Raw genomic sequence first — 19,975 nt, 5'->3', positions numbered from 1 at the left:
ACCTTGGATTCAGTCTAAAGTTGAGTGCAGTCCGATAACTACTGGTGGTAGTCACCGAAGGGGTGATCGCGGCCGGGCTTCGGGGGCAGGTCCTACGGCTGGGAGTATCCGTCCAGGAACGTCCCGATCCTGGTCACCGCGTCGGCCAGATCCTGCGCCGCCGGCAGCGTCACGATCCGGAAGTGGTCCGGCTCCGGCCAGTTGAACCCCGTACCGTGCACGACCATGATCTTCTCGGCCCGCAGCAGATCGAGCACCATCTGCCGGTCGTCCTTGATCTTGTAGACCTTGGGGTCCAGCCGCGGGAAGAGATAGAGCGCGCCCTTGGGCTTCACGCAGGTCACGCCGGGGATCGAGGTGAGCAGTTCGTACGCGGTGTTCCGCTGCTCCAGTATCCGGCCGCCCGGCAGCACCAGATCCTGGATCGACTGCCGGCCGTTCAGCGCCGTGGCCACCGCGTGCTGCGACGGCATATTGGCGCACAGCCGCATATTGGCCAGGATCGTCAGCCCCTCGATATACGAGCCGGCGTGGTCCTTGGGGCCGCAGACCGCCAGCCAGCCGGAGCGGAACCCGGCCACCCGGTAGTTCTTGGAGAGCCCGTTGAAGGTGAGGGTGAGCAGATCGGGCGCGACGGCGGCGGTCGGGGTGTGCGTGGCCCCGTCGTAGAGGATCCGGTCGTAGATCTCGTCGGAGCAGACGATCAGATTGTGGCGGCGGGCGATCTCGGTGAGCGCGCCGAGCATCTCCGTGCCGTATACGGCACCGGTCGGATTGTTCGGATTGATGATCACGATCGCTTTGGTCCGATCGGTGATCTTCCGCTCGATGTCGGCGAGGTCCGGCATCCACTCCGCCTGCTCGTCGCAGCGGTAGTGCACGGCCGTACCGCCCGCGAGCGAGACCGACGCGGTCCACAGCGGATAGTCCGGGGCGGGTACGAGCACCTCGTCGCCGTCGTCCAGCAGCGCCTGCATCGACATCTGGATCAGCTCGGAGACGCCGTTGCCGAGGTAGATGTCCTCGACGCCCAGCTCGATGCCCTTGGTCTGGTAGTGCTGCATCACCGCACGCCGCGCGGACAGCAGCCCCTTCGCGTCGCCGTAGCCGTGTGCCCCGGACAGATTGCGGAGCATGTCCTCAAGGATCTCCGGCGGGCACTCGAAGCCGAAGGCCGCGGGGTTGCCGGTGTTGAGCTTGAGGATGCGGTGGCCCGCTGCTTCCAGCGCCATCGCCTCATCGAGGACCGGGCCCCGGATCTCGTAACAGACGTTGGCGAGCTTCGTCGACTGGATGACCTGCATGGCGGCCACCTTACGGCGCCCTGGGCGGGGGTGCTCGGTGGTTTTGGCCACGTCCGAACCGGTTCGCCCCCCGGCGCGCCGTCGCGCGGGCCGGGCCGCGCCGGGTAACGAGTGGATTTCCCCGGTTAATTTCCGCGGTCGGGGGGTTGGCGTGGTCGTGGCGGCTGGCTATCGTTCACGCACTTCACCCAATCGTTCCGCTGAACGAATAACGCGAAGGGTGCCCGGTACATGTCCGACACCTCCCAGCGAACACCGCCAGGGGCACCCCGGCGGTCGATACCCCGGCGGTCCCTCCTCGCCGCCGCGGCGGCGGGCGGCGGTGCGCTCGGCGCCTCCTGGCTGCTCACCGGCTGCTCCGGCGCCGGCTCCGGGCCGGGCGCGGGCCCCGCCGCCGACGCCGTGCCCGCCGCCGCCCCGTCCGGCCGGCCCGCCCCGGGCGGCACCCTCCGTATCGCCCGGCCGCCCGCCTCCGAGGCCGAGACCCTGGACCCGGCGAGCGCGCTGTCCGCGTACGAATACCTGGGCGCCCTCTACAACCGGCTCGTCCGCATCGGCCCCGACGGCAATCTCGCGCCCGACCTCGCCGAGTCCTGGGAGCCCGACGACCGGGCCAGGACCTGGACCTTCCGGCTCCGCCGGGGCGTCGCCTTCCACGACGGCCGCCCCTTCACCGCCGCCGACGCCGCCTACACCCTGCGCCATATCCTCGACGCCGCGACCGCCTCCCCGCAGGCCGCCGTTCTCGCCCCGCTCGTCGACCCGAAGACGCTGCGCACGCCCGACCCGCACACCCTCGTCGTCCCGCTGAAGACCGCCAACGCCGAGTTCCCCAGCCTGCTCACGCACTACAACTGCTATGTCGTCCCCGACGGCAGCGCTCGCTCCATCGGCCGCACCGGCATCGGCACCGGCCCCTTCAAGCTGTCCTCCTTCACCTCGGCCGGCCCCGGCCGCGTCACCGCGTACGAGGACCACTGGGCCGGCCGCCCGGTCCTGGACGCCATCGACTTCTACTCCGTCGCCGATATGCAGGCCCGCTCCAACGCCCTGCTCGCCGGACAGGTCGATCTGCTCTCCCAGACCAATCTGGACTTCGCCACGGCCCGGGTCGTCGCCGCCTCCGACCGCGCCACCATCGCCCGCGCCAAGGACGCCCAGTGGTACGTCCTGCCGATGCTCACCACCGAGAAGCCGTTCACGGACGTACGGGTACGGCAGGCCATGAAGCTCGCGTACGACCCCGAGCATGTCCTCAAGGTCGCTCTCCAGGGCGCGGGCACCGCCGGCTGGGACAACCCCGTACCGCCCATCGACCCCAACCACATCGCCGCGCACCCGGTCCACGACCCCGAGCAGGCCCGCCATCTGCTGAAGCGGGCCGGTCACGAGTGGCTCGCGGTCGACCTCTACACCTCCTCCTACGACCCGATCTTCACGCCCATGGCCCTCGCCTATCAGGAGTCCGCCGCGCGCGCCGGGATCCGGATCCGGGTCAAGACGGCCGCCGCGGACTCGTACTACACCCAGATCTGGATGAAGAAGCCGCTGATGGCCACGTACTGGTTCACCGGCAGGCCCATCGACCAGCTCCTCAACCAGGTCTTCCGCGGCGGCTCCGGCTACAACGAGACCGCCTGGTCCGACCCGGCGTTCGACGCGCTGCTCGACCGGGCGCGGGCCGAGACCGACGACGCCCGCAGACGCGAGCTGTACGGCGAGGCGCAGACCTTCGTCATCGAGAAGGGCGGGGCGATGACCCCGATGTTCGCCGACCGCCTCGTCGGGATCTCCCGGCAGGTGCGCGGCTACGCGGAGCACGGCTTCGAGTTCGACTATCTCGGCATCGGCCTGAAGGGGGCGTGAGGAGCGTGTTCACCTTCATCGCCCGCCGTGTCGTCTCCGCGCTCGGCACGCTGCTGCTCTCGTCCGTCCTGGTCTTCCTCGCCGTCCAGGCGCTGCCCGGCGATGTCGCCACGCAGGTGCTCGGCAAGGACGCCACCCCCTCCGCCGTCGCCGCGCTCCGCGAGAAACTCAGCCTCGACCAGCCCGCCTGGGAGCGTTACACCGAGTGGGTGAAGGGCGCGGTCCACGGCGACTTCGGCGCCTCGCTCGTCTCGGGCAAGGCGGTGGGCGGCGAGGTCGGCCAGTATCTCGGCAACTCGCTGCTGATCGCCCTCGTGACCGTCCTCTTCGCGGTCACCGGCTCGCTCGTGCTCGGCATCGTCGCGGGGCTGTACCGGGACCGCTGGCCCGACCACCTCATCTCCACGGCCAGCCTGGTCGGGATGAGCGTCCCGGAGTTCGTCGTGGCGACCGTGCTGGTGCTCGCCTTCTCCGTCGCCCTGCCGCTGTTCCCCGCCGTGGTGCTCTACGGCCCCGGCGCCACCACCGGACAACTGCTCCCGGCGGTCTGGCTGCCCGCCGCCTCGCTCGCGATCGTGATGGCCGCGTACATCGTGCGCATGGCCCGTACCTCGGTCATCGACGTGATGGCGAGCGAGTACGTCACCACCGCCCGGCTCAAGGGCCTGTCCTCCTGGCGCGTGGTCACCCGTCACGCGCTGCCCAGTGCCCTGCTGCCCACCCTGCATGTGATCGCCCTGAACGTGGCCTGGCTGATCGGCGGTGTCGCCGTCGTCGAGAACGTCTTCAACTACCCGGGCATCGGCAAGCTGATGCTCTCCTCCGTACAGAACCGCGATCTGCCCGTCATCCAGGCCATCGCCCTGATCAGCGCGGTCGTGTACGTCCTGTGCAACCTCGCGGCCGACCTCGGCGCGATGGCCCTGAACCCCAAGCTCCGTACCCGAGGAGGCAGGGCCCGATGAGTACCGCAGTCATCAGAACCTGGCGGACCGTACGCTCCTCCCGCGCCGCCACCATCGGACTCGCGATCGTCGCCGTCCATGTGGTCGTCGCGCTGCTCGCACCGCTGCTGACGTCCTACGCGCCGACCGTGGGCGACTCCTCCCTGGCGCTGCTCGGACCGGGCGCGGACCACTGGGCGGGCACGGACCAGTACGGGCGCGACGTACTGACCCGCGTGCTGTACGGCGGGCGGTACGCGCTCGGCGTCTCGGCCGCCGCGACCCTCCTGACCGTCGCGCTCGGTACCGTGCTCGGCTGCGCCGCCGCCCTGCGCGGGGGCCGGCTGGACGACGCGCTGATGCGGGTGCTCGACGCGGTGCTGTCCGTGCCCTCGATCCTCGCCCTGCTGGTCATCGTCACGGCGCTCGGCTCGGGGCCGTGGGTGATCGTGCTGGCCATCGCCGTCGTCTACGTACCCCAGGTGACACGGGTCGTACGCGGCGCGGCGCTCGCCGTCGTCCCCGCCGACTACGTCACCGCCGCCCGCGCCCGGGGCGAGGGCATCTGGCCGATCCTGCGCCGCGAGGTGCTGCCCAACATCACCGATGTGGTGTGCGTCGAGTTCGCGATGCGCGCCTCCTGGGTGGTGCTGCTGATCAGCTCCCTGTCGTTCCTCGGCTTCGGCGCGAACCCGCCCACCCCCGACTGGGGGCTGATGGTCGCCGAGAACCGCACCGCCATCACCGTCGTACCGATGGCCGGCCTCGCGCCGATCATCGCCCTGGCCACGCTCGTGGTCGGGCTCAACCTCGCCGCCGACGGCCTCTCCAAGGCGTGGGGCGTCGACCGGATAAGGGAGGGATCCTGATGGAACCCATCGTTTCCGTGGCCGGACTGGGCGTCGCCTACCGCTCGGGCGGCGCCGACATCCCCGTCGTCGCCGATGTCTCCGCCGAGGTCCACCCGGGGCAGACCCTGGCGCTGGTGGGCGAGTCGGGCAGCGGCAAGTCGACCGTCGCCGCCACGCTGCTGGGCCATCTGCGGCACGGCTCGCGGATCACGGCGGGTACGGTGCGGGTCGACGGCAAGGACGTATTCGCCCTGTCCGCACGGGAGTTGAGACGGCTGCGCGGCGGTACGGTCGCGATGGTCGCGCAGAACGCCGGACACGCGCTCACCCCGTCCATGCGGATCGGCAAGCAGATCGCGGAAGCGCTGCGGGACAAGGCCGCAGGACGGGCCTCCTCGTCCGCCGCCGTGCTGGAACTCCTCGAACAGGTCCGTCTGCCGCGCCCCGACGAACTCGCCCGCCGCTACCCGCACGAACTGTCCGGCGGCCAGCAGCAGCGCGTCGCCATCGCCATGGCCATCGCGGCCCGCCCCCGCGTCCTCGTCCTCGACGAACCCACCACCGGCCTCGATGTCGTCACCCAGCGCGGCGTCCTGGACCTCATCGGCGCGCTGCGCGCCGAACTCGGCCTCGCCGCCGTCCTGGTCAGCCATGACCTCGGTGTGGTCGCGCACATGGCGGACCAGGTGACCGTGCTGCGCGCGGGCCGCGTCGTGGAGTCCGCGCCCACGCGCCGGCTCTTCGCCGCCCCCGCCGAGCCGTACACCCGGCGCCTGCTCGCCAGCGTCCCGCGTCTGACGGACGAGGGGCTCGCGCTGGTCGGGGAGGACGGCAGCCGGGAGATCCGGCCGAGGGCCGTCCTGCCCGCCGACGCGCCGGAGGCCGTGGCCGTACGGGACGTGACCATCGACTACGGCTCCACCCGCGCCGTCCACGGCGTCTCCTTCCAGGTACGGCGCGGCGAGATCCTGGCGCTGGTGGGGGAGTCGGGCAGCGGGAAGTCCACGCTCGCCTGGTCGCTGGCGGGGCTGCGGGCGCCGTCCGGCGGCACGATGACCCATGAGGCGGGCGATCTCACCCGCCCCTCGCGGCGGCGTGCGCCGTCGCTGCGGCGGAAGATCCAGCTCGTCTTCCAGAACGCCGACACCTCGCTGAACCCCCGGCGCTCGGTGGGCGACGCGGTACGGCGCCCGCTGCGCTTCTTCGGCACGGCGGCCACCCGCCCCGAGGCCGCCGCCCGCGCCCGTCAACTCATCGCCGACGTACGCCTCGACCCGGACCTCGCCGACCGGCTGCCCGCGCAGCTCTCCGGCGGCCAGCGCCAGCGCATCGGCATCGCGCGTGCGCTGGCCGGCGAACCGGACGTACTGATCGCCGACGAGATCACCACCGCCCTCGATGTCTCCGTCCAGGCGGAGGTGCTGCGACTGCTCGACGATCTGCGCAGGGAGCGGCGGTTGGCCTGCCTCTTCATCAGCCATGACCTCGCGGTGGTACGCGGGATAGCGGACCGGGTGATCGTGCTGCGGGACGGGGTGGTGGTGGAGGAGGGCCCCACGGAGGAGGTGTTCGCGGCGCCGTCGCACGCGTATACGCGGGGCTTGATGGCGGCGGCGCTGGCCCCGGAGCCGGGGGAGCTTTCCCCGACCCTCCCCCTACGCCCTGAAGGGCGTGGGGGGACCCCCGCCTTCCCGTAACCGGGGGCAGGCCCCCGGACCCCGGACGCCCTTCGGGCGTGTCCTCAATCGCCGGACGGGCTGAATTTCAGCCCGTCCGGCGCTTGAGGACCGGGGTCCGGGGCGGAGCCTCGGTCACGGGAAGGGGCGGGTAGGGGAACAGCCCGCCGCAGGCGCACCCGCACCCCCGCACACCGAAGGAGACATGTGAAGTACCGCGACCACTTCGACCGCCAGGTCCACGTAGAGGACCTCTACATCCCCACCCGCGACGGCACCCGCCTCCACGCCCGCGTCTGGCGCCCCGCCGACGCCGCCACGGCCCCCGTACCCGCCCTGCTGGAGTACCTCCCGTACCGCAAGAGCGACTGGACCGCGCCCCGCGACGCCCAGCGCCATCCCTGGTACGCCGGGCACGGCTACGCCTCCGTGCGGGTCGATCTGCGCGGCAGCGGGGACTCCGAGGGCGTGATGCTCGACGAGTACACCGAGACCGAGCTCGCCGACGGCGTCGATGTCGTCAACTGGCTCGCCGCCCAGCCCTGGTGCTCGGGCAGGGTCGGCATGTTCGGGATCTCCTGGGGAGGCTTCAACGCCCTCCAGATCGCGGCCCTGCGCCCCGAACCGCTCAAGGCGATCGTCACGGTCTGCTCCACGGACGACCGTTACGACAACGACGTCCACTACACCGGCGGCGCCGTCCTCGGGATCGACATGCTCGCCTGGGCCGGCACGATGCTCGCCTTCACGGCCCGGCCGCCGGACCCGGCGCACGTCGGCGCGGACCGGTGGCTGCCCATGTGGCGGGAGCGGCTCGACGCGATCGAACCGTATCTGCACACCTGGCTCGCCCATCAGGAGCGCGACGACTACTGGCGGCACGGCAGCGTCTGCGAGGACTACTCGGCCCTCGACGCGGCCGTCCTCGCGGTGGGCGGCTGGGCCGATCCGTACCGGGACACCGTGCTGCGGCTGGCCGAGCATCTGGACCCGGGGAAGGTACGGGGACTGATCGGGCCGTGGTCGCATCAGTACCCGGACCGGGGGCTGCCGCCGGGTCCGGCGATCGGCTTCCTTCAGGAGACCCTGCGCTGGTGGGACCACTGGCTGAAGGACGAGGAGACCGGGGTGATGGCCGAGCCGCTGCTGCGCTCCTGGCTCAACGACCCCGTCCCGCCCGCCACTTCGTACGAGACGATGCCGGGCCGCTGGGTCGGCGACGACAACTGGCCGTCGCCGTCCGTGACCTGGGACGCGCGTCCGCTGGGCGACGGTGGCGCGGCCCCCGTGGTCGTACGGTCGCCGCAGCACACCGGGCTCGACGCGGGCCGTTTCTTCCCCTTCGGCAACCCCGCCGATCTGCCGCCCGACCAGCGCGAGGAGGACGGCCGTTCCGTCTGCTTCGACTCCGCGCCGCTGACCGGGCGGGTGGAGATCCTGGGCCGCCCGCGCGTACGGCTGCGGCTCGACAGTGCCACCCCGCGCGCGCATGTCATCGCCCGCGTCTGCGATGTCGCGCCCGACGGCTCGTCCACGCTCGTCACCCGGGGCGTGCTCAACCTCATGGCGCGGCACGGCCGGGAGCGGGCGGACGCGTGGGTGCCGGGGACGTACGAGGACGTCGAGCTCGAACTGACCGCCACCGGCTACGCCTTCCCGCCGGGACACCGCGTCCGTGTCGCCGTCTCCGACGCGTACTGGCCCTGGGTCTGGCCGCACGGCGAGCGCGGGCGGCTGACGGTGCTCCCCGGTGAGAGCGCGGTGCTGCTGCCCGTACGGGACCCGGCGTACGACACGGGCCGCGACCCCATCCGCTTCGAGGAGCCGGAACAGGCCCCGCCCCTGCCGGTGACGGTCGACCCGCCCGCCGGGCCGCGCGCCGCCGAGCGGGTCGTACGGCACGATGTCGCGACCGGGGAATGGACCCTGGAGGTGGACCCGAACTACGGCGGCTCGCGCACCTATCCGGACGGCCTGCGGTACGAGGAGAGCGCGCGCGAGACGTACCGTATCCGTGGGGACGATCCCCTGTCGGCCGTGGCGGAGTCCCGGTGGACGATCCGGCTGCGGCGCCCGGACGGCTGGGACGCCGAGATCACCACCCGTACGGAACTGCGCGCCACGGCAACGGAGTTCGTCATGGAGAGCGGCCTCGAAGCACGGGCGAACGGAGAGACAGTGGCCAAGCGCGGCTGGCACAGGACCACCCCCAGGACATCCGGATGACGGCGCGGACACCGCGGCGCGCGGTCGACGCCTCCCGGCGCACCCGCCAGCCCACCGAGGTCCGCCGCCGGCTCATCGCGGAGGCCGCGGTGCCGCTGATCGCGGAGCGCGGCTCGGCGGCGGTCGGGGTACGCGATGTCGCGGCGGCGGCGGGGGTGTCGGTCGGCACGGTCACGTACCACTTCGAGAGCGTGCAGGAAGTCCTCTCCGAGGCGATGGTGCTGCACATCGAGCGCTACTACGGCGCGCTCAGCGAGGCCGCCGACCGGGCGACCCGCGCGGCGGAGGGGCTGCGGCTGCTCATCGACGCGCTCTTCACGGACGACACCGACCGGCACTGGCGGATGTGGTTCGACTACTGGAACGCGGGCGACCGCGACCAGGCGTTCGCCCGCGGCCAGGCCGCCCGCTACGAGAGCTGGCACGGAGAGATCCGCGTCCTGGTCGAACGCGGCCGTGCCGAGGGCGACTTCCACTGCGACGACCCGGCCGACTTCGCCGTACGCTTCGCCGCGCTGGCCGACGGCCTGGCCCTCCAACGCCTCCGCCAGTCCCCACCCCTGACGACGACGGACGCGCGTCGGCATCTCTACCGGCTGGTCGAGGTGGAACTGGAGGGATAGCGGAACGCGGGTGGGTGTGCGCGCAGGTCTGGCCTTCGTAGCTTACTTAAAGTAAGGTACTGAAGGAAATCGGCCGAGTCCCGGCCGATGGCGGACCTGCCCAGACGGTCCCGTCTACGTCTTCCGAGAGGTCATCGTGTTCATCGCCTATGCCGTCGTCGGCATCCTGCTCGCCGCCGTCCTGACCGGCTCCGCCGTCGGTACCTTCACCCGTCAGGAGAAGATCGTCGGCTCGATGACCGGGCTCGGCGTGCCCGAGAGCTGGCTGTCGCGCCTCGCCACGCTCAAGTCGGCGGGCGCCGTCGGGCTGATCGTCGGGCTCTGGGTGCCGCTGCTCGGCGTCGCCGCCGCGATCGGCGTGATCCTCTACTTCATCGGCGCCGCCGTCACGCATCTGCGGGCCAAGGACTACGCGATCGCGCCGGTCGTCGTCATCCTCCTGCTCGCCGTCGCCGCGCTGGTACTGCGCCTGGCCTCGGTCTGACGGCAAGCCCGACGCGGCAGGAAGCGGCCCAGGTCGCCGCGTCGGCTGGGCCCGGTTCCATGTCCTTCGGTGGCCGGAGGTCACGGTCGAGCGTACGGCCATGAGGGCCGGGTCATTTGTGAAATCGTTTGTTAAACTCGTGCTCATGGTGGACGAGCAGACGGAACCAGGAATCGGTGAAGGGCCGGCGAAGGCCATCAGCGTGTCGCTCCCTGAGGGCACTGTGCGGGCACTGCGAGACAGTGCGGGTGGTCGTGGTGTGTCCGCCATAGTGGCCGCGGCTGTTGAGGAACATCTGCGTAATCAGGCGACACTGGCGTACTTGGAGGAGTACGAGCGGGAGCACGGCGCCTTTACCCCCGCGGAGAAGCAGGAAGCCGCAGACGTCTGGGCGCGGGCCGAGGAGCGGGAGGGGCAGTGGCGCGAGGCCGTCTGACCGGTGGGGGGAGTCTGGTGCTCGACAGCCAAGGGCTCTCGCTTTATCTGGAGCAGGACCGGGCTGTGATGAATCTGGTGCGGTCGGCGGTTGATCGCGGCGCGGAGCGTGTGGTCAGCGGTGCGACTCTCATCGAGGCTCAGCATGGGCGTATCAAGCCCGCTCGCTGGAACTACGTCCTCTCTCAAGTGCGTCTGGAGCCGCTGAGCGTGGGGTGGTCCAAGGAAGCGGCTCAGTTGCTCCAGGAGACCGGGCTGCATGGGCACAAGTACGCCATTGACGCGATTGTCGCCGTCACCGCTATGTATCAGCCCGGTCCGGTGGTGATGCTCACCTCGGATGTGGATGACATGGCCAAGCTCTGTGGGGCGCGGGTGGCGCTCGTGGCCGTCTGAGTCGCGGCGAGGTCAGGGCGATCAGCGCATCGAGTGGACGATCATCGCCCCGTCCGGCGGACCGATCTCCCCGCCAGGACGTTCGTGCGGCGGCCGTCCTCGATCACGAAGCGGCCGTCGATCAGCACATGCGGGATGCCCACCGGCAGCGTGCGCGGTGCCTCGAAGGTGGAGCCCGCCGCGACCGTGTCCGGGTCGAAGAGGACCAGGTCCGCGCGGTAGCCCTCGCGGATCAGGCCCCGGTCGGGGAGGCGGAGGCGGGCGGCCGGGCGGGCGGTGAGGTGGGCCACGCACTCCTCCAGGGTCAGGACGCCCAGCTCCCGCGCGTACCGGCCCAGATACTGCGGGAACGTGCCATAGGCGCGCGGATGCGGCTTCGCGCCCTGGAGGATGCCGTCGCTGCCGCCCGTGTGGACACGGTGGCGCATGATCTGCCGGACGTTCTCCTCGTGGCCCACATGCTGGAGGATCGTCGAGCCGAGCCGGTCCTCGATCAGCAGCCGGCGCGCCGTCGTCCACGGCGCCTCGCCCGCCCGCGCCGCCGAGTCCGCGACCGTCCTGCCGACATGGTCCGCGAGACCGGGGGCCGCGACCCCGGAGATCTCGATGGTGTCCCATTCGATGGGCACGCCATGACAGCCGTCCGCGCCGATGACCTCCATGTGGTGGCGGATCCGCTCGGCGGTCGCCTCGTCGCGCAGCCGCTCCAGGATCGCGTCAGGACCGCCCTCGCTCGCCCAGCTGGGCAGCATCGCGACGAGCGTCGTGCACCCCGGGGTGTACGGATAGGTGTCGAGCGAGATGTCCGCGCCCGCGTCCAGGGCCTCGTCGAGCAGCGTGAGCAGCTCCGGCGCCCTGCCCTTGTTCACGCCGAAGTTCATGGTGGCGTGGGCGAGATGGAGGGCGCAGCCCGCGTCCCGGGTCAGCGTCACCATCTCCTCGTACGCCTGGAGCGCCCCGGCGCCGTACGAGCGGTGATGCGGGCAGTAGTAGCCGTCGTAGCCCGCCACCACCCGGCACAGCTCGGTGAGTTCGGAATCGGCCGCATACATCCCGGGTGTATAGGTCAGCCCCGAGGACATCCCGACCGCGCCCTGCTCCATCGACTCGGCCACCAGCCGCTTCATCCGGGCGAGTTCGGCGTCCGTCGCGGGCCGGTCGTCCCAGCCGGCCGCGTACATACGGACGGTCCCCTGTGGGATCAGATACGCGGCGTTGACCGCGATGCCGCGATCCAGCCGGTCGAGATATTCGCCGACCGTGCGCCAGTCGAAGTCGATGTCCGAACCGTCGCCGTTCCAGCCGGTGATCGCCTGCCGGACCTGCGCGAGGGTCGCGTCGTCCACGGGCGCGTACGACAGCCCGTCCTGGCCGATCACTTCGAGGGTGACGCCCTGCGCGGCCTTCGCGGTGTGCTCGGGGTCGCGCAGCAGGGCGAGATCGCTGTGCGCGTGCATGTCGATGAAGCCGGGGGAGAGGGCGAGCCCCGCCGCGTCGAGGACGCGGGCGCCGGACGGGCGCGGCTCGCCCTCGCGCCGTATCGCCGCGATACGGCCGTCCTCGATGCCGACATCGGCGCGGTACGACGGGCCGCCCGTGCCGTCGATGACCCGTGCGTCGCGAATGACGAGATCCATGAGCGAAGGCCCCCCAGAGGTCAGAAGAACGTACGGATGAGGTCGGTGACCGTGCCGTCCGCCTCCACCAGCGGGATCAGCTGCCACTTGTCGAACGACGTACAGGGGTGGGACAGCCCCATCCCGACCCAGTCGCCGACCTCCAGAGCGGCTTCGGGCGTCGTGGTCAGCCAGCCGTGCTGGTCGGACAGGCGCGTCACGGTGATCCCCGTCGCCGGGCGGATCTCGCCGGTGCGGCCGTCCCGTACCACCTGGGCCACCGGCAGATCGAGGTCGTACGCCGCGTCCCGCTTGCCGGCGTTGACGAACGCCTGCTCGGGTGAGGGGCGGGAGACGACCTGCGCCCAGAGCCGGAAGGCGGGCTGGAGGGAGCCCTCTTCGGGGACGCGGTTGAAGGGGGTGATATGGCGGTAATGGACGTCGTCGTGCGAGACGTACGCGCCGGAGCGCAGCAGCTTCAGTACGGGCCGGGAGAGTGCGGGGACGTCCGCGAAGACGTCGGCGACCGCGTCGAACCAGGCGCTGCCGCCCGCGCTGACCACGATCTCGTCCGTGCCGTCGAACCGCCCCGCCGCGTCGAACTCCGCCGCCAGCGCGACCAGTCGGCGCAGCCAGGCGCGGACCTTCTCGCCGTCCGCTTCCGGCACCTCGCCCTCGTAACCGGCGACCCCGGTCAGCCGCAGGGTCGGTACGGCCGCCACCGCGTCCGCGACCGCCGCGCACTCCGCCTCCGTACGCGCGCCGGTACGCGCCCCCTCACCCGCGCCCAGCTCGACCACGACCTCCACCGGGCGGCCCGCGCCGGCGGCCCGTAGCGCCTCGTCCATCAGCTCGACGCCGCGCACGGAGTCGACGTAACAGACGAGGCGGAAGCCGGGATCGCGGTCCAGCTCGGCGGCGAGCCAGCGCAGCGCCGCCGCGTCGACCACTTCATTGGCGAGGAAGATCCGCTGGACGCCGAACGCGCGGTAGACGCGGGCCTGGTGGGGTACGGCGGCGGTGATGCCCCAGGCGCCGTGCTCCAGCTGGCGCGCGAAGAGCCGCGGGGACATGGAGGTCTTGCCGTGCGGGGCGAAGGCGAGGCCGTGGCGCTCGGAGTAGGTCTCCAGGAGCGCGAGGTTGTGCTCGACCGACTCGGCGGAGAGGGCGAGGACCGGGGTGGTGAAGCCGCCGGTGAACAGGGAGCGGCGCTCGGCGGCGAGCGCGCCGACGGTCAGGCCGTCCGCGTCCGGCGGGAGGGCCTTGAAGCGGTGGTCGACGCGTTCGTCGCTGAGCGCGTCGAGCCCCTTGAGCTCGTTCAGGTCGTTCAGCCCGTTCAGCTCGTCGGTTCGTCGGCCGGCGGCCATGGAGCCTCCCCACTATCGATCTCGTTGCACTACATGCAATGGCCATTGCGCATATCGCTGAGGGCTGTCTAACATCCGAGCCGACAGCGGGTCAATGGTGACCCGTCACGGTGACCGACCCAGGGTCGGCCGAGCGGCGAGGAGCCCCAGAGTGACCGGAACCGTAGACACGGATCTCCACCCCGGCGTGGAGGTCGTCTGCCTCGGTGAATCCATGGTCACCTTCCTGCCCTCGCTCCCGGGCCGCCTCGCCGACGTCCCCTCCTTCGCCCGTACGATCGGCGGCGCCGAATCCAATGTCGCCTGCGCGCTGGCCGGCGCCGGGCACACCGTGAAGTGGGTCAGCCGGGTCGGGGCCGACGGCTTCGGCGACCATCTCGTCGACGCGATCGCCGCGTACGGCGTCGACACCTCGGGCGTGCGCCGCGACCCGGACCGGCCCACCGGCATCTACTTCCGTACGGCGACGGACCGCGCCACCGACGCGCACGAGGTCGCCTACTACCGGGCGGGTTCCGCCGCCTCCGCGATGGCGCCGGGGACCCTGTCGTACGACGACCTGTGGGCCGGGCGCGTGCTGCATGTGTCGGGCATCACGGCCGCTCTCTCGGACGACTGCCTCGCCCTGATGCGCGAGCTGACCGCCCGCGCGCCAGGACGTCCGCTGGTCTCCTTCGACGTCAACCACCGGCCGGGACTCTGGCGCGACGGCTCGGGCGCCCGCGTCCTGCTGGACCTCGCGCGGGGCGCCGATCTGGTCTTCGTCGGTGAGGACGAGGCCGCCGACGCATGGGACCTGCACGGCGGGGACGCGATCCGGGCCGCGCTCCCGGAGCCGGCGACGCTCGTGGTGAAGCGGGGCAGCGCGGGGGCGACGGTGTATGAACGCGAGGTGGGCGGGACGGGCCGGGGCGCGGACACCGGTACGGGCGGAACGGGCCTGAGCGTGGACGGGGGAGCTGACACCGGTACGCGCGGGACGGGCCTGGGCGTGGATATCGGTACGGGCGGTTCGGGCCGGGGCGCCGACACCGTCACCTCCGTGCCCGCGCTGCGCGTCGATGTCGTCGCGCCCGTCGGCGCCGGGGACGCCTTCGCCGCCGGGTTCCTCTCCGCGACCCTCCGCGGTCTGCCCGCCGCCGCCCGGCTCCGGCACGGCCATCTGATGGCCGCCGCGACCCTCACCGTCCCCGGAGACCTCGGTACGCCACCCTCCCGGGCGGACGCCGACCGGCTCGCGGACCTCGACGACGCCGCCTGGGGCACACTTCGTCTCGGCCCCGGCTGGACGGCGGCCACGGAGCAGGAGGTACGTACCCCATGAGCCAGACCGTCGACCGGGCGCTGAGCATTCTGCCGCTGCTCGCCCAGGGCCCCGCCGACCTCGGGCGGGTCGCCGACCGGCTCGGCGTGCACAAGTCCACCGCGCTCCGGCTGCTCCGTACGCTCCACGAGCACGGGCTCGTCTACCGCCAGCAGGACAACCGCTACCGCCTCGGCGCACGGCTCTTCGCGCTCGCCCAGGAGGCCGTCGAGAATCTCGATATGCGCGAGATCGCCCACTCCCATCTGGTCGCGCTCAACGGCCAGTGCGGTCACACCGTCCATCTCGCGGTGTACGAGGACGGCGAAGTCCTCTATATCGACAAGGTCGAGAGCCGCTACCCGGTCCGGATGTACTCGCGGATCGGCAAGCCGGTCGCGATCACCGTGGCCGCCGTCGCCAAGCTGCTGCTCGCCGACCTTCCCGAGGCCGAGCGCCGCGCGCTCGCCGAACGCCTCGACTACCCCATGTACACGCCCCGTTCGAGCCCCAACGCGGCCGCCTTCCTCAAGGAGCTGGCGACCGTACGCGAACAGGGCTGGGCCACCGATCTCGGCGGCCACGAGGAGTCCATCAACTGCGTCGGCGCACCCATCCGCGGTGCGGACGGCCGGGTCGTCGCCGCCATGTCGGTCTCCGCGCCGAACGTCGTCGTCACCGCGGAGGAACTCCTCACCCTGCTCCCGCTGGTGCGTCGTACCGCCGACGCGATCAGCGGGGAGTACTCCGGCAACACCCCTCCCAGCAAGGACGCTTCATGACCGACAAAGCCGCCAAGACCGCGCTCACCCCGGCGACCCACACCACCCCGCCCGCGAAGTTCTCGCACGGCGTCCGCAAGGGCAACATCCTCCAGGTCGCGGGCCAGGTCGGCTTCCTCCCGGCCGTCGAGGGCCGGCCGCCCACCGTCGCGGGCCCGACCCTGCGCGAGCAGACCCTCCAGACCTTCGCCAACGTCAAGGCGATCCTGGAGGAGGGCGGCGCGAGCTGGGACGACGTGATGATGATGCGCGTCTACCTCACCGACGTCGACCACTTCGCCGAGATGAACGAGATCTACAACACCTACTTCGGTGAGCAGGGTCTGAAGGAAGCCCCCGCCGCGCGCACGACGGTGTATGTGGGCCTGCCCAAGGGGCTGTTGATCGAGATCGACGCGCTGGCCGTCCTCGGCTGAGCCGCGTATCCACACCGCCGTACGGTACGGCGCCCGCCGACCGGGCGTCGTGCCGTGATCCCCCCTGCCCACGAACCAGAGGCTCCCCATGCTGCTCGCCGCTGACGCACCACCGGAGACCCCGCCCCACACGGGGGGTCTGCTGCTCCTGATCGACGGCACCGCCGGTCTGCTGACCGTCGCCGCCCTCGGCATCGTCCTGCTCCTCTTCCTGATCATCAAGGTCAGGCTCCAGCCCTTCGTGGCGCTCCTCGGTGTCTCCATAGCCGTCGGCCTCGCGGCGGGCCTGTCCGTCACCGAACTCTTCGGTACGGTCCAGAAGTCCGCCGCCGTCTCGATGATCGAGACCGGGATGGGCGGCATCCTCGGCCATGTCGCGATCATCATCGGACTCGGCACCATGCTCGGCGCGATCCTCGAAGTGTCCGGCGGTGCCGAGGTGTTGAGCGCCCGGCTACTGAACCTCTTCGGCGAGAAGCGCGCCCCGCTCGCCATGGGCGTCACCGGTGTCGTCTTCGGTATCCCGGTCTTCTTCGACGTCGGCATCTTCGTGCTCGCGCCGATCGTCTACGCAGCCGCCAAGCGGTCCGGCAAATCGATCCTGCTGTACGCGATGCCGCTGCTCGCCGGTCTCTCGATGACCCATGCCTTCCTGCCCCCGCACCCGGGCCCGGTCGCCGCGGCCGGACTCTTCAAGGTGGACCTCGGCTGGGTCATCCTGATGGGTGTCGTCGTCGGTGTCCCGGCCGTCCTCGCCGCGTGGGCCTACGCCGCCTGGATCGGGAAGCGCATCTTCGTCGAGGTCCCGCAGGACATGGTCGAGGCGGCGGAGGAGGCCAAGGCCGCGGTCGCCGCCGAGCAGCGCGCCTCGGGTATCACGCCGCGGGAGACACCGGTCGCGCTCGGCACGGTCCTCGCGATCATCGGCACCCCGCTGGTCCTGATCCTCCTCGCGACCTTCTCGTCGATCGCCCTCGACCCGTCGACGGGCCGCTCGGTCATCGAGTTCTTCGGCCACCCGTTCGTGGCGCTGACGATCGCGCTGCTGCTCGCGTACTACCTGCTGGGCATCAGGCGCGGCTGGTCCCGCAAGTCCCTGGAGACGGTCTCCACCGCCTCGCTCAAGCCGGTCGGCAACATCCTGCTCGTGGTCGGCGCCGGCGGTGTCTTCGGCGCCGTCCTCAAGGGCAGCGGGATCGCGGACGCCCTGGCCGACACCTTCAACGACGTCGGCCTGCCGGTCATCCTGCTGGCCTGGCTGATCTCGGTCGTCCTGCGCGTCGCCCAGGGCTCGGCGACGGTCGCGATCGTCACCACGGCCGGAATCGTCGTCCCGCTGGTCGAGGGCCAGGGGCTCTCGCAGGCGCATCTCGCCCTGATCATCATGGCGATCTCGGCGGGCTCGATCTTCGCCTCGCACGTCAACGACGGCGGGTTCTGGATGGTCGCGAAGTACTTCGGCATATCGGAGCGCGACACCCTGAAGTCCTGGACGGTCCTGGAGACCGTGCTGTCGGTGGCGGGCTTCGTGGTGGCGGCGCTGCTGAGCCTGATCATCTAGGTCCTGTCCGGGCAGCTCCGGGCCGGGGACGGCGTCAGACGGCATTCGCGCAGATGACGTTCGTCCCGCCGTCCACCTCCCACCAGGTGTAACGGGTGAGGTCGCCCGCGTACTGGCGGCAGTCGGGCGCGCGGCCGTCCGGGCGCTTCCCCTCGTAGCGGGTGATCTGCATGACATACCGGTAGCCCTCGGGTACGGTGTCGGCGCCACAGCCCCATACGGTCTGGAGGCTGGCGGCGCCGATGCCGTCGCCGTCGGCCTCGGCGATGAAGCACTGGCCGGGTGCGTACTTACGGGTGAGACAGAGTGTGGTGACCACGTCGTCCTCGCCGACGTTGGTCCAGGTCTCCTCGTCGGCGTCCGCGTCGCACTCCCCGTCGGTGTACGAGACGGCGGACGCGACGCGGTTGTAGGCGTCGGCGGCGTCGCAGTCGACGCGCCGCGGCGCCGGATCGGTCCAGCCGCCGTGTCCGTCGTCGTGCGAGCTGACACAGTCGCCGGTCTTCACGGCCCGGAAGGCGAGGTCCGTATCGCTCGGGGTGGGCTCGGACGACGGGGTGTACGAGTAACTGGGCGTGGAAATTCCGGTGTTGGAGTAACCCCCGGTGCTCGACACGCTGTTGCTGTCGTCGGAGGCCCAGGGCTGCCAGATGAGGAGGACGACGACGGCCAGGAAGGCGAGGATCCATCCGCCGCCGCCGGAGGAAGGATTCTTGGCGGGGGTGGGGGTGGCTGCCGGGGTGGCTGCCCGTGTCGCTCCGGTGGCGGCTCCTCCCGTACCCCCTGCCCCGGTTGGTCCGGTTGCGTTGCCGGCCGATGTCGCCCGCGCCCTGCTCCGGGCCTCGTCCCGTTCCCGCTCGGCCCGCTCGCGCGCGGCGAGTTCCTGCTCGGCCCGCATCTCGGCCATGTCGCGGGCGAGCCGATCCCGCTGGGCCAGGCGCTCGGCCCGTTCCCGTTCAGCCCGGTCGTGTTCCCGGGCGGCACGCTCCCGTTCGCGGGCGGCCCGTTCCTGGGCGGCCCGTTCCCTCTCCCGCTCCTGTGCCTGCTCCTCTGCCTGGCGGGCTTCTCGCGCGGCCCGGTCCGCCGCGGACTCCCCGGCGTGGGCGCGGGTGTACTGGCGGGTCGGTCCGGGGCCGGCCACCGGGCGCGTACGCTGATCGGCGGTCGGAGCGTCCGCGTCCGCGTCGGCGTGGGCATGGGGCCCCGGACCGGAGCCCGCCCGTAACGCCAGCCCCTGCCGCTCGTACTCCTCGATCAGTGCCGTCCAGCGCGGCGGCAGCCACCGGCTCCCGCTGTCCGACACCGGCAGCCCGACGAGGCCCGACTTGAACTGCGCCAGCACATCGGCGGGTTGGGGCCGGTCGCCCGGGGCCGGCGCCAGGCAGGAGCGGATGAGCCCGTCCAGCTCGCGCGGCAGCCCGCTGAGTTCCAGCTCGCCCCGGGACACCCGCGCCAGCAGCCGCAGGGCGTCACCGTCGTCGGCGTACGGTGGCCGGCCGACCGCCAGATGGAAGAGCGTCGAGCCCAGCGAGTAGATGTCGGACGCGGCCGTGGACAGTCCGCCCCTGGCCTGCTCGGGGGAGGTGAACGCGATCGTGCCCAGCGTCAGACCGGTGCGGGTGATGTCGCCGGCGTGCGAGATCCCGAAGTCGATGACGCGCGGGCCGTCCAGCGGGAGCAGCACGTTCGCCGGCTTGATGTCACGGTGGACGATGCCCTCGCCGTGCAGGGTGACCAGCGCGGCCGCCACCCCAGCCCCGATCCACCGCACCGCGGAGGCCGGTGGCTGACCGGCGGTCCGTACCAGCTCGGCGAGCGAGGGCGCGGGGATGTACTCGATCGCCATCCACGGGCGGCCCGCCCCGGCGTCGGCGTCCAGGACCCGCGCCGTGAAGGCGCTGTCGACCCGCTGCGCCAGCGCCACCTCCCGGGCGAACCGCCGTCGGTCGATGTCGCTGACGGGTCCCTCGGCGAGCAGCGTCTTGACCGCCGCCAGCCGCGGGGCCGCGGCGCGCGCCAGATAGATCCGCCCCATTCCGCCCGAACCGAGCCTGCCAATGATCCGGTACGGTCCCAGCGACATCGGGTCGTCCCCGCTCAGCCGCCCGATCTTCATGCCGGACAT

At 71.6% G+C, this 19,975-nt stretch carries 17 protein-coding genes; 13 read left to right on the top strand and 4 right to left on the bottom strand.

What is annotated here, in order from left to right; genetic code table 11:
- Positions 1–92: 92 nt before the first annotated feature.
- Positions 93–1,304 (bottom strand): pyridoxal phosphate-dependent aminotransferase, encoded by a 1,212-nt coding sequence (locus IF11_RS0134365; RefSeq protein WP_030355726.1) that lies wholly within the window; start codon positions 1,302–1,304, stop codon positions 93–95.
- Positions 1,305–1,535: 231 nt separating this feature from the next.
- Here IF11_RS0134365 and IF11_RS0134360 point away from each other — a divergent pair, with 231 nt between their 5' ends.
- The 9 genes from IF11_RS0134360 to IF11_RS0134320 all read left to right on the top strand — a co-directional run bounded on the left by IF11_RS0134360 (position 1,536) and on the right by IF11_RS0134320 (position 10,805).
- Positions 1,536–3,170, top strand: coding sequence for an ABC transporter substrate-binding protein (locus IF11_RS0134360; RefSeq protein ID WP_030355725.1), 1,635 nt, complete (start codon positions 1,536–1,538; stop codon positions 3,168–3,170).
- Positions 3,171–3,175: 5 nt separating this feature from the next.
- Positions 3,176–4,135: an ABC transporter permease gene (locus tag IF11_RS0134355; RefSeq protein ID WP_030355724.1), complete on the top strand. Its 960-nt coding sequence runs from the start codon at positions 3,176–3,178 to the stop codon at positions 4,133–4,135.
- Positions 4,132–4,983 carry an ABC transporter permease gene (locus tag IF11_RS0134350; RefSeq protein ID WP_030355723.1) on the top strand — a complete coding sequence of 284 codons (852 nt, stop codon included), beginning with the start codon at positions 4,132–4,134 and terminating at the stop codon, positions 4,981–4,983. Before IF11_RS0134355 ends, IF11_RS0134350 begins: the two co-directional genes overlap by 4 nt.
- Positions 4,983–6,662 (top strand): dipeptide ABC transporter ATP-binding protein, encoded by a 1,680-nt coding sequence (locus tag IF11_RS43335; protein WP_051746454.1) that lies wholly within the window; start codon positions 4,983–4,985, stop codon positions 6,660–6,662. Before IF11_RS0134350 ends, IF11_RS43335 begins: the two co-directional genes overlap by 1 nt.
- 186 nt (positions 6,663–6,848) lie before the next feature.
- The gene (locus tag IF11_RS0134340) at positions 6,849–8,867 is read left to right on the top strand and encodes a CocE/NonD family hydrolase (RefSeq protein ID WP_030355721.1); all 2,019 of its coding nucleotides are present in this window, start codon (positions 6,849–6,851) and stop codon (positions 8,865–8,867) included.
- Positions 8,864–9,490, top strand: a complete 627-nt coding sequence (locus IF11_RS0134335) for a TetR/AcrR family transcriptional regulator (RefSeq protein ID WP_037729294.1) — start codon at positions 8,864–8,866, stop codon at positions 9,488–9,490. The genes IF11_RS0134340 and IF11_RS0134335 overlap by 4 nt, the downstream gene beginning before the upstream one ends.
- Positions 9,491–9,626: 136 nt before the next feature.
- On the top strand, positions 9,627–9,974 hold the full coding sequence (locus IF11_RS0134330; RefSeq protein WP_030355719.1) for a DoxX family protein: 348 nt from the start codon (positions 9,627–9,629) through the stop codon (positions 9,972–9,974).
- A gap of 259 nt (positions 9,975–10,233) precedes the next feature.
- Positions 10,234–10,410 carry a hypothetical protein gene (locus IF11_RS42560; RefSeq protein ID WP_240627604.1) on the top strand — a complete coding sequence of 59 codons (177 nt, stop codon included), beginning with the start codon at positions 10,234–10,236 and terminating at the stop codon, positions 10,408–10,410.
- Positions 10,392–10,805: a hypothetical protein gene (locus IF11_RS0134320; RefSeq protein ID WP_030355717.1), complete on the top strand. Its 414-nt coding sequence runs from the start codon at positions 10,392–10,394 to the stop codon at positions 10,803–10,805. Before IF11_RS42560 ends, IF11_RS0134320 begins: the two co-directional genes overlap by 19 nt.
- A gap of 41 nt (positions 10,806–10,846) precedes the next feature.
- Here the strand turns inward: IF11_RS0134320 and IF11_RS0134315 are convergent, their stop codons facing one another.
- Together IF11_RS0134315 and IF11_RS0134310 are read right to left on the bottom strand one after the other, a co-directional pair.
- Entirely contained in the window at positions 10,847–12,442 is a 1,596-nt protein-coding gene (locus IF11_RS0134315) for an N-acyl-D-amino-acid deacylase family protein (protein WP_030355716.1), read from the bottom strand.
- Positions 12,443–12,462: 20 nt separating this feature from the next.
- Entirely contained in the window at positions 12,463–13,788 is a 1,326-nt protein-coding gene (locus IF11_RS0134310; protein ID WP_078491064.1) for an amino acid deaminase, read from the bottom strand.
- Between the two features lie 94 nt (positions 13,789–13,882).
- Between IF11_RS0134310 and IF11_RS0134305 the strand changes: the two genes are divergently transcribed.
- The 4 genes from IF11_RS0134305 to IF11_RS0134290 all read left to right on the top strand — a co-directional run bounded on the left by IF11_RS0134305 (position 13,883) and on the right by IF11_RS0134290 (position 17,850).
- Positions 13,883–15,112 carry a sugar kinase gene (locus tag IF11_RS0134305; RefSeq protein ID WP_078491063.1) on the top strand — a complete coding sequence of 410 codons (1,230 nt, stop codon included), beginning with the start codon at positions 13,883–13,885 and terminating at the stop codon, positions 15,110–15,112.
- The gene (locus IF11_RS0134300; protein ID WP_030355713.1) at positions 15,109–15,873 is read left to right on the top strand and encodes an IclR family transcriptional regulator; all 765 of its coding nucleotides are present in this window, start codon (positions 15,109–15,111) and stop codon (positions 15,871–15,873) included. The genes IF11_RS0134305 and IF11_RS0134300 overlap by 4 nt, the downstream gene beginning before the upstream one ends.
- Positions 15,870–16,289 carry a RidA family protein gene (locus tag IF11_RS0134295; RefSeq protein ID WP_030355712.1) on the top strand — a complete coding sequence of 140 codons (420 nt, stop codon included), beginning with the start codon at positions 15,870–15,872 and terminating at the stop codon, positions 16,287–16,289. Before IF11_RS0134300 ends, IF11_RS0134295 begins: the two co-directional genes overlap by 4 nt.
- Positions 16,290–16,377: 88 nt before the next feature.
- Positions 16,378–17,850: a GntP family permease gene (locus IF11_RS0134290; protein WP_030355711.1), complete on the top strand. Its 1,473-nt coding sequence runs from the start codon at positions 16,378–16,380 to the stop codon at positions 17,848–17,850.
- 34 nt (positions 17,851–17,884) lie between these two features.
- Here the strand turns inward: IF11_RS0134290 and IF11_RS38040 are convergent, their stop codons facing one another.
- Positions 17,885–19,975, bottom strand: a complete 2,091-nt coding sequence (locus tag IF11_RS38040; RefSeq protein WP_051746452.1) for a serine/threonine protein kinase — start codon at positions 19,973–19,975, stop codon at positions 17,885–17,887.

Origin of the sequence: Streptomyces scopuliridis RB72, from assembly GCF_000718095.1 — a bacterium.
Classification (GTDB): Bacteria; Actinomycetota; Actinomycetes; order Streptomycetales; family Streptomycetaceae; genus Streptomyces; species Streptomyces scopuliridis.
Note: the sequence above shows the minus strand (reverse complement) of the source record. Positions and strands in the feature narration are given on the sequence as shown.

Excerpts from the sequence above, each read along its gene's own strand:
- IF11_RS0134365 (WP_030355726.1), bottom strand. The coding sequence starts at position 1,304 with ATGCAGGTCATCCAGTCGACGAAGCTCGCCAACGTCTGTTACGAGATC.
- IF11_RS0134360 (WP_030355725.1), top strand. The coding sequence starts at position 1,536 with ATGTCCGACACCTCCCAGCGAACACCGCCAGGGGCACCCCGGCGGTCG.
- IF11_RS0134350 (WP_030355723.1), top strand. The coding sequence starts at position 4,132 with ATGAGTACCGCAGTCATCAGAACCTGGCGGACCGTACGCTCCTCCCGC.
- IF11_RS43335 (WP_051746454.1), top strand. The coding sequence starts at position 4,983 with ATGGAACCCATCGTTTCCGTGGCCGGACTGGGCGTCGCCTACCGCTCG.
- IF11_RS0134335 (WP_037729294.1), top strand. The coding sequence starts at position 8,864 with ATGACGGCGCGGACACCGCGGCGCGCGGTCGACGCCTCCCGGCGCACC.
- IF11_RS0134315 (WP_030355716.1), bottom strand. The coding sequence starts at position 12,442 with ATGGATCTCGTCATTCGCGACGCACGGGTCATCGACGGCACGGGCGGC.
- IF11_RS0134310 (WP_078491064.1), bottom strand. The coding sequence starts at position 13,788 with ATGGCCGCCGGCCGACGAACCGACGAGCTGAACGGGCTGAACGACCTG.
- IF11_RS0134305 (WP_078491063.1), top strand. The coding sequence starts at position 13,883 with ATGGTGACCCGTCACGGTGACCGACCCAGGGTCGGCCGAGCGGCGAGG.
- IF11_RS0134300 (WP_030355713.1), top strand. The coding sequence starts at position 15,109 with ATGAGCCAGACCGTCGACCGGGCGCTGAGCATTCTGCCGCTGCTCGCC.
- IF11_RS0134295 (WP_030355712.1), top strand. The coding sequence starts at position 15,870 with ATGACCGACAAAGCCGCCAAGACCGCGCTCACCCCGGCGACCCACACC.
- IF11_RS0134290 (WP_030355711.1), top strand. The coding sequence starts at position 16,378 with ATGCTGCTCGCCGCTGACGCACCACCGGAGACCCCGCCCCACACGGGG.
- IF11_RS38040 (WP_051746452.1), bottom strand. The coding sequence starts at position 19,975 with ATGTCCGGCATGAAGATCGGGCGGCTGAGCGGGGACGACCCGATGTCG.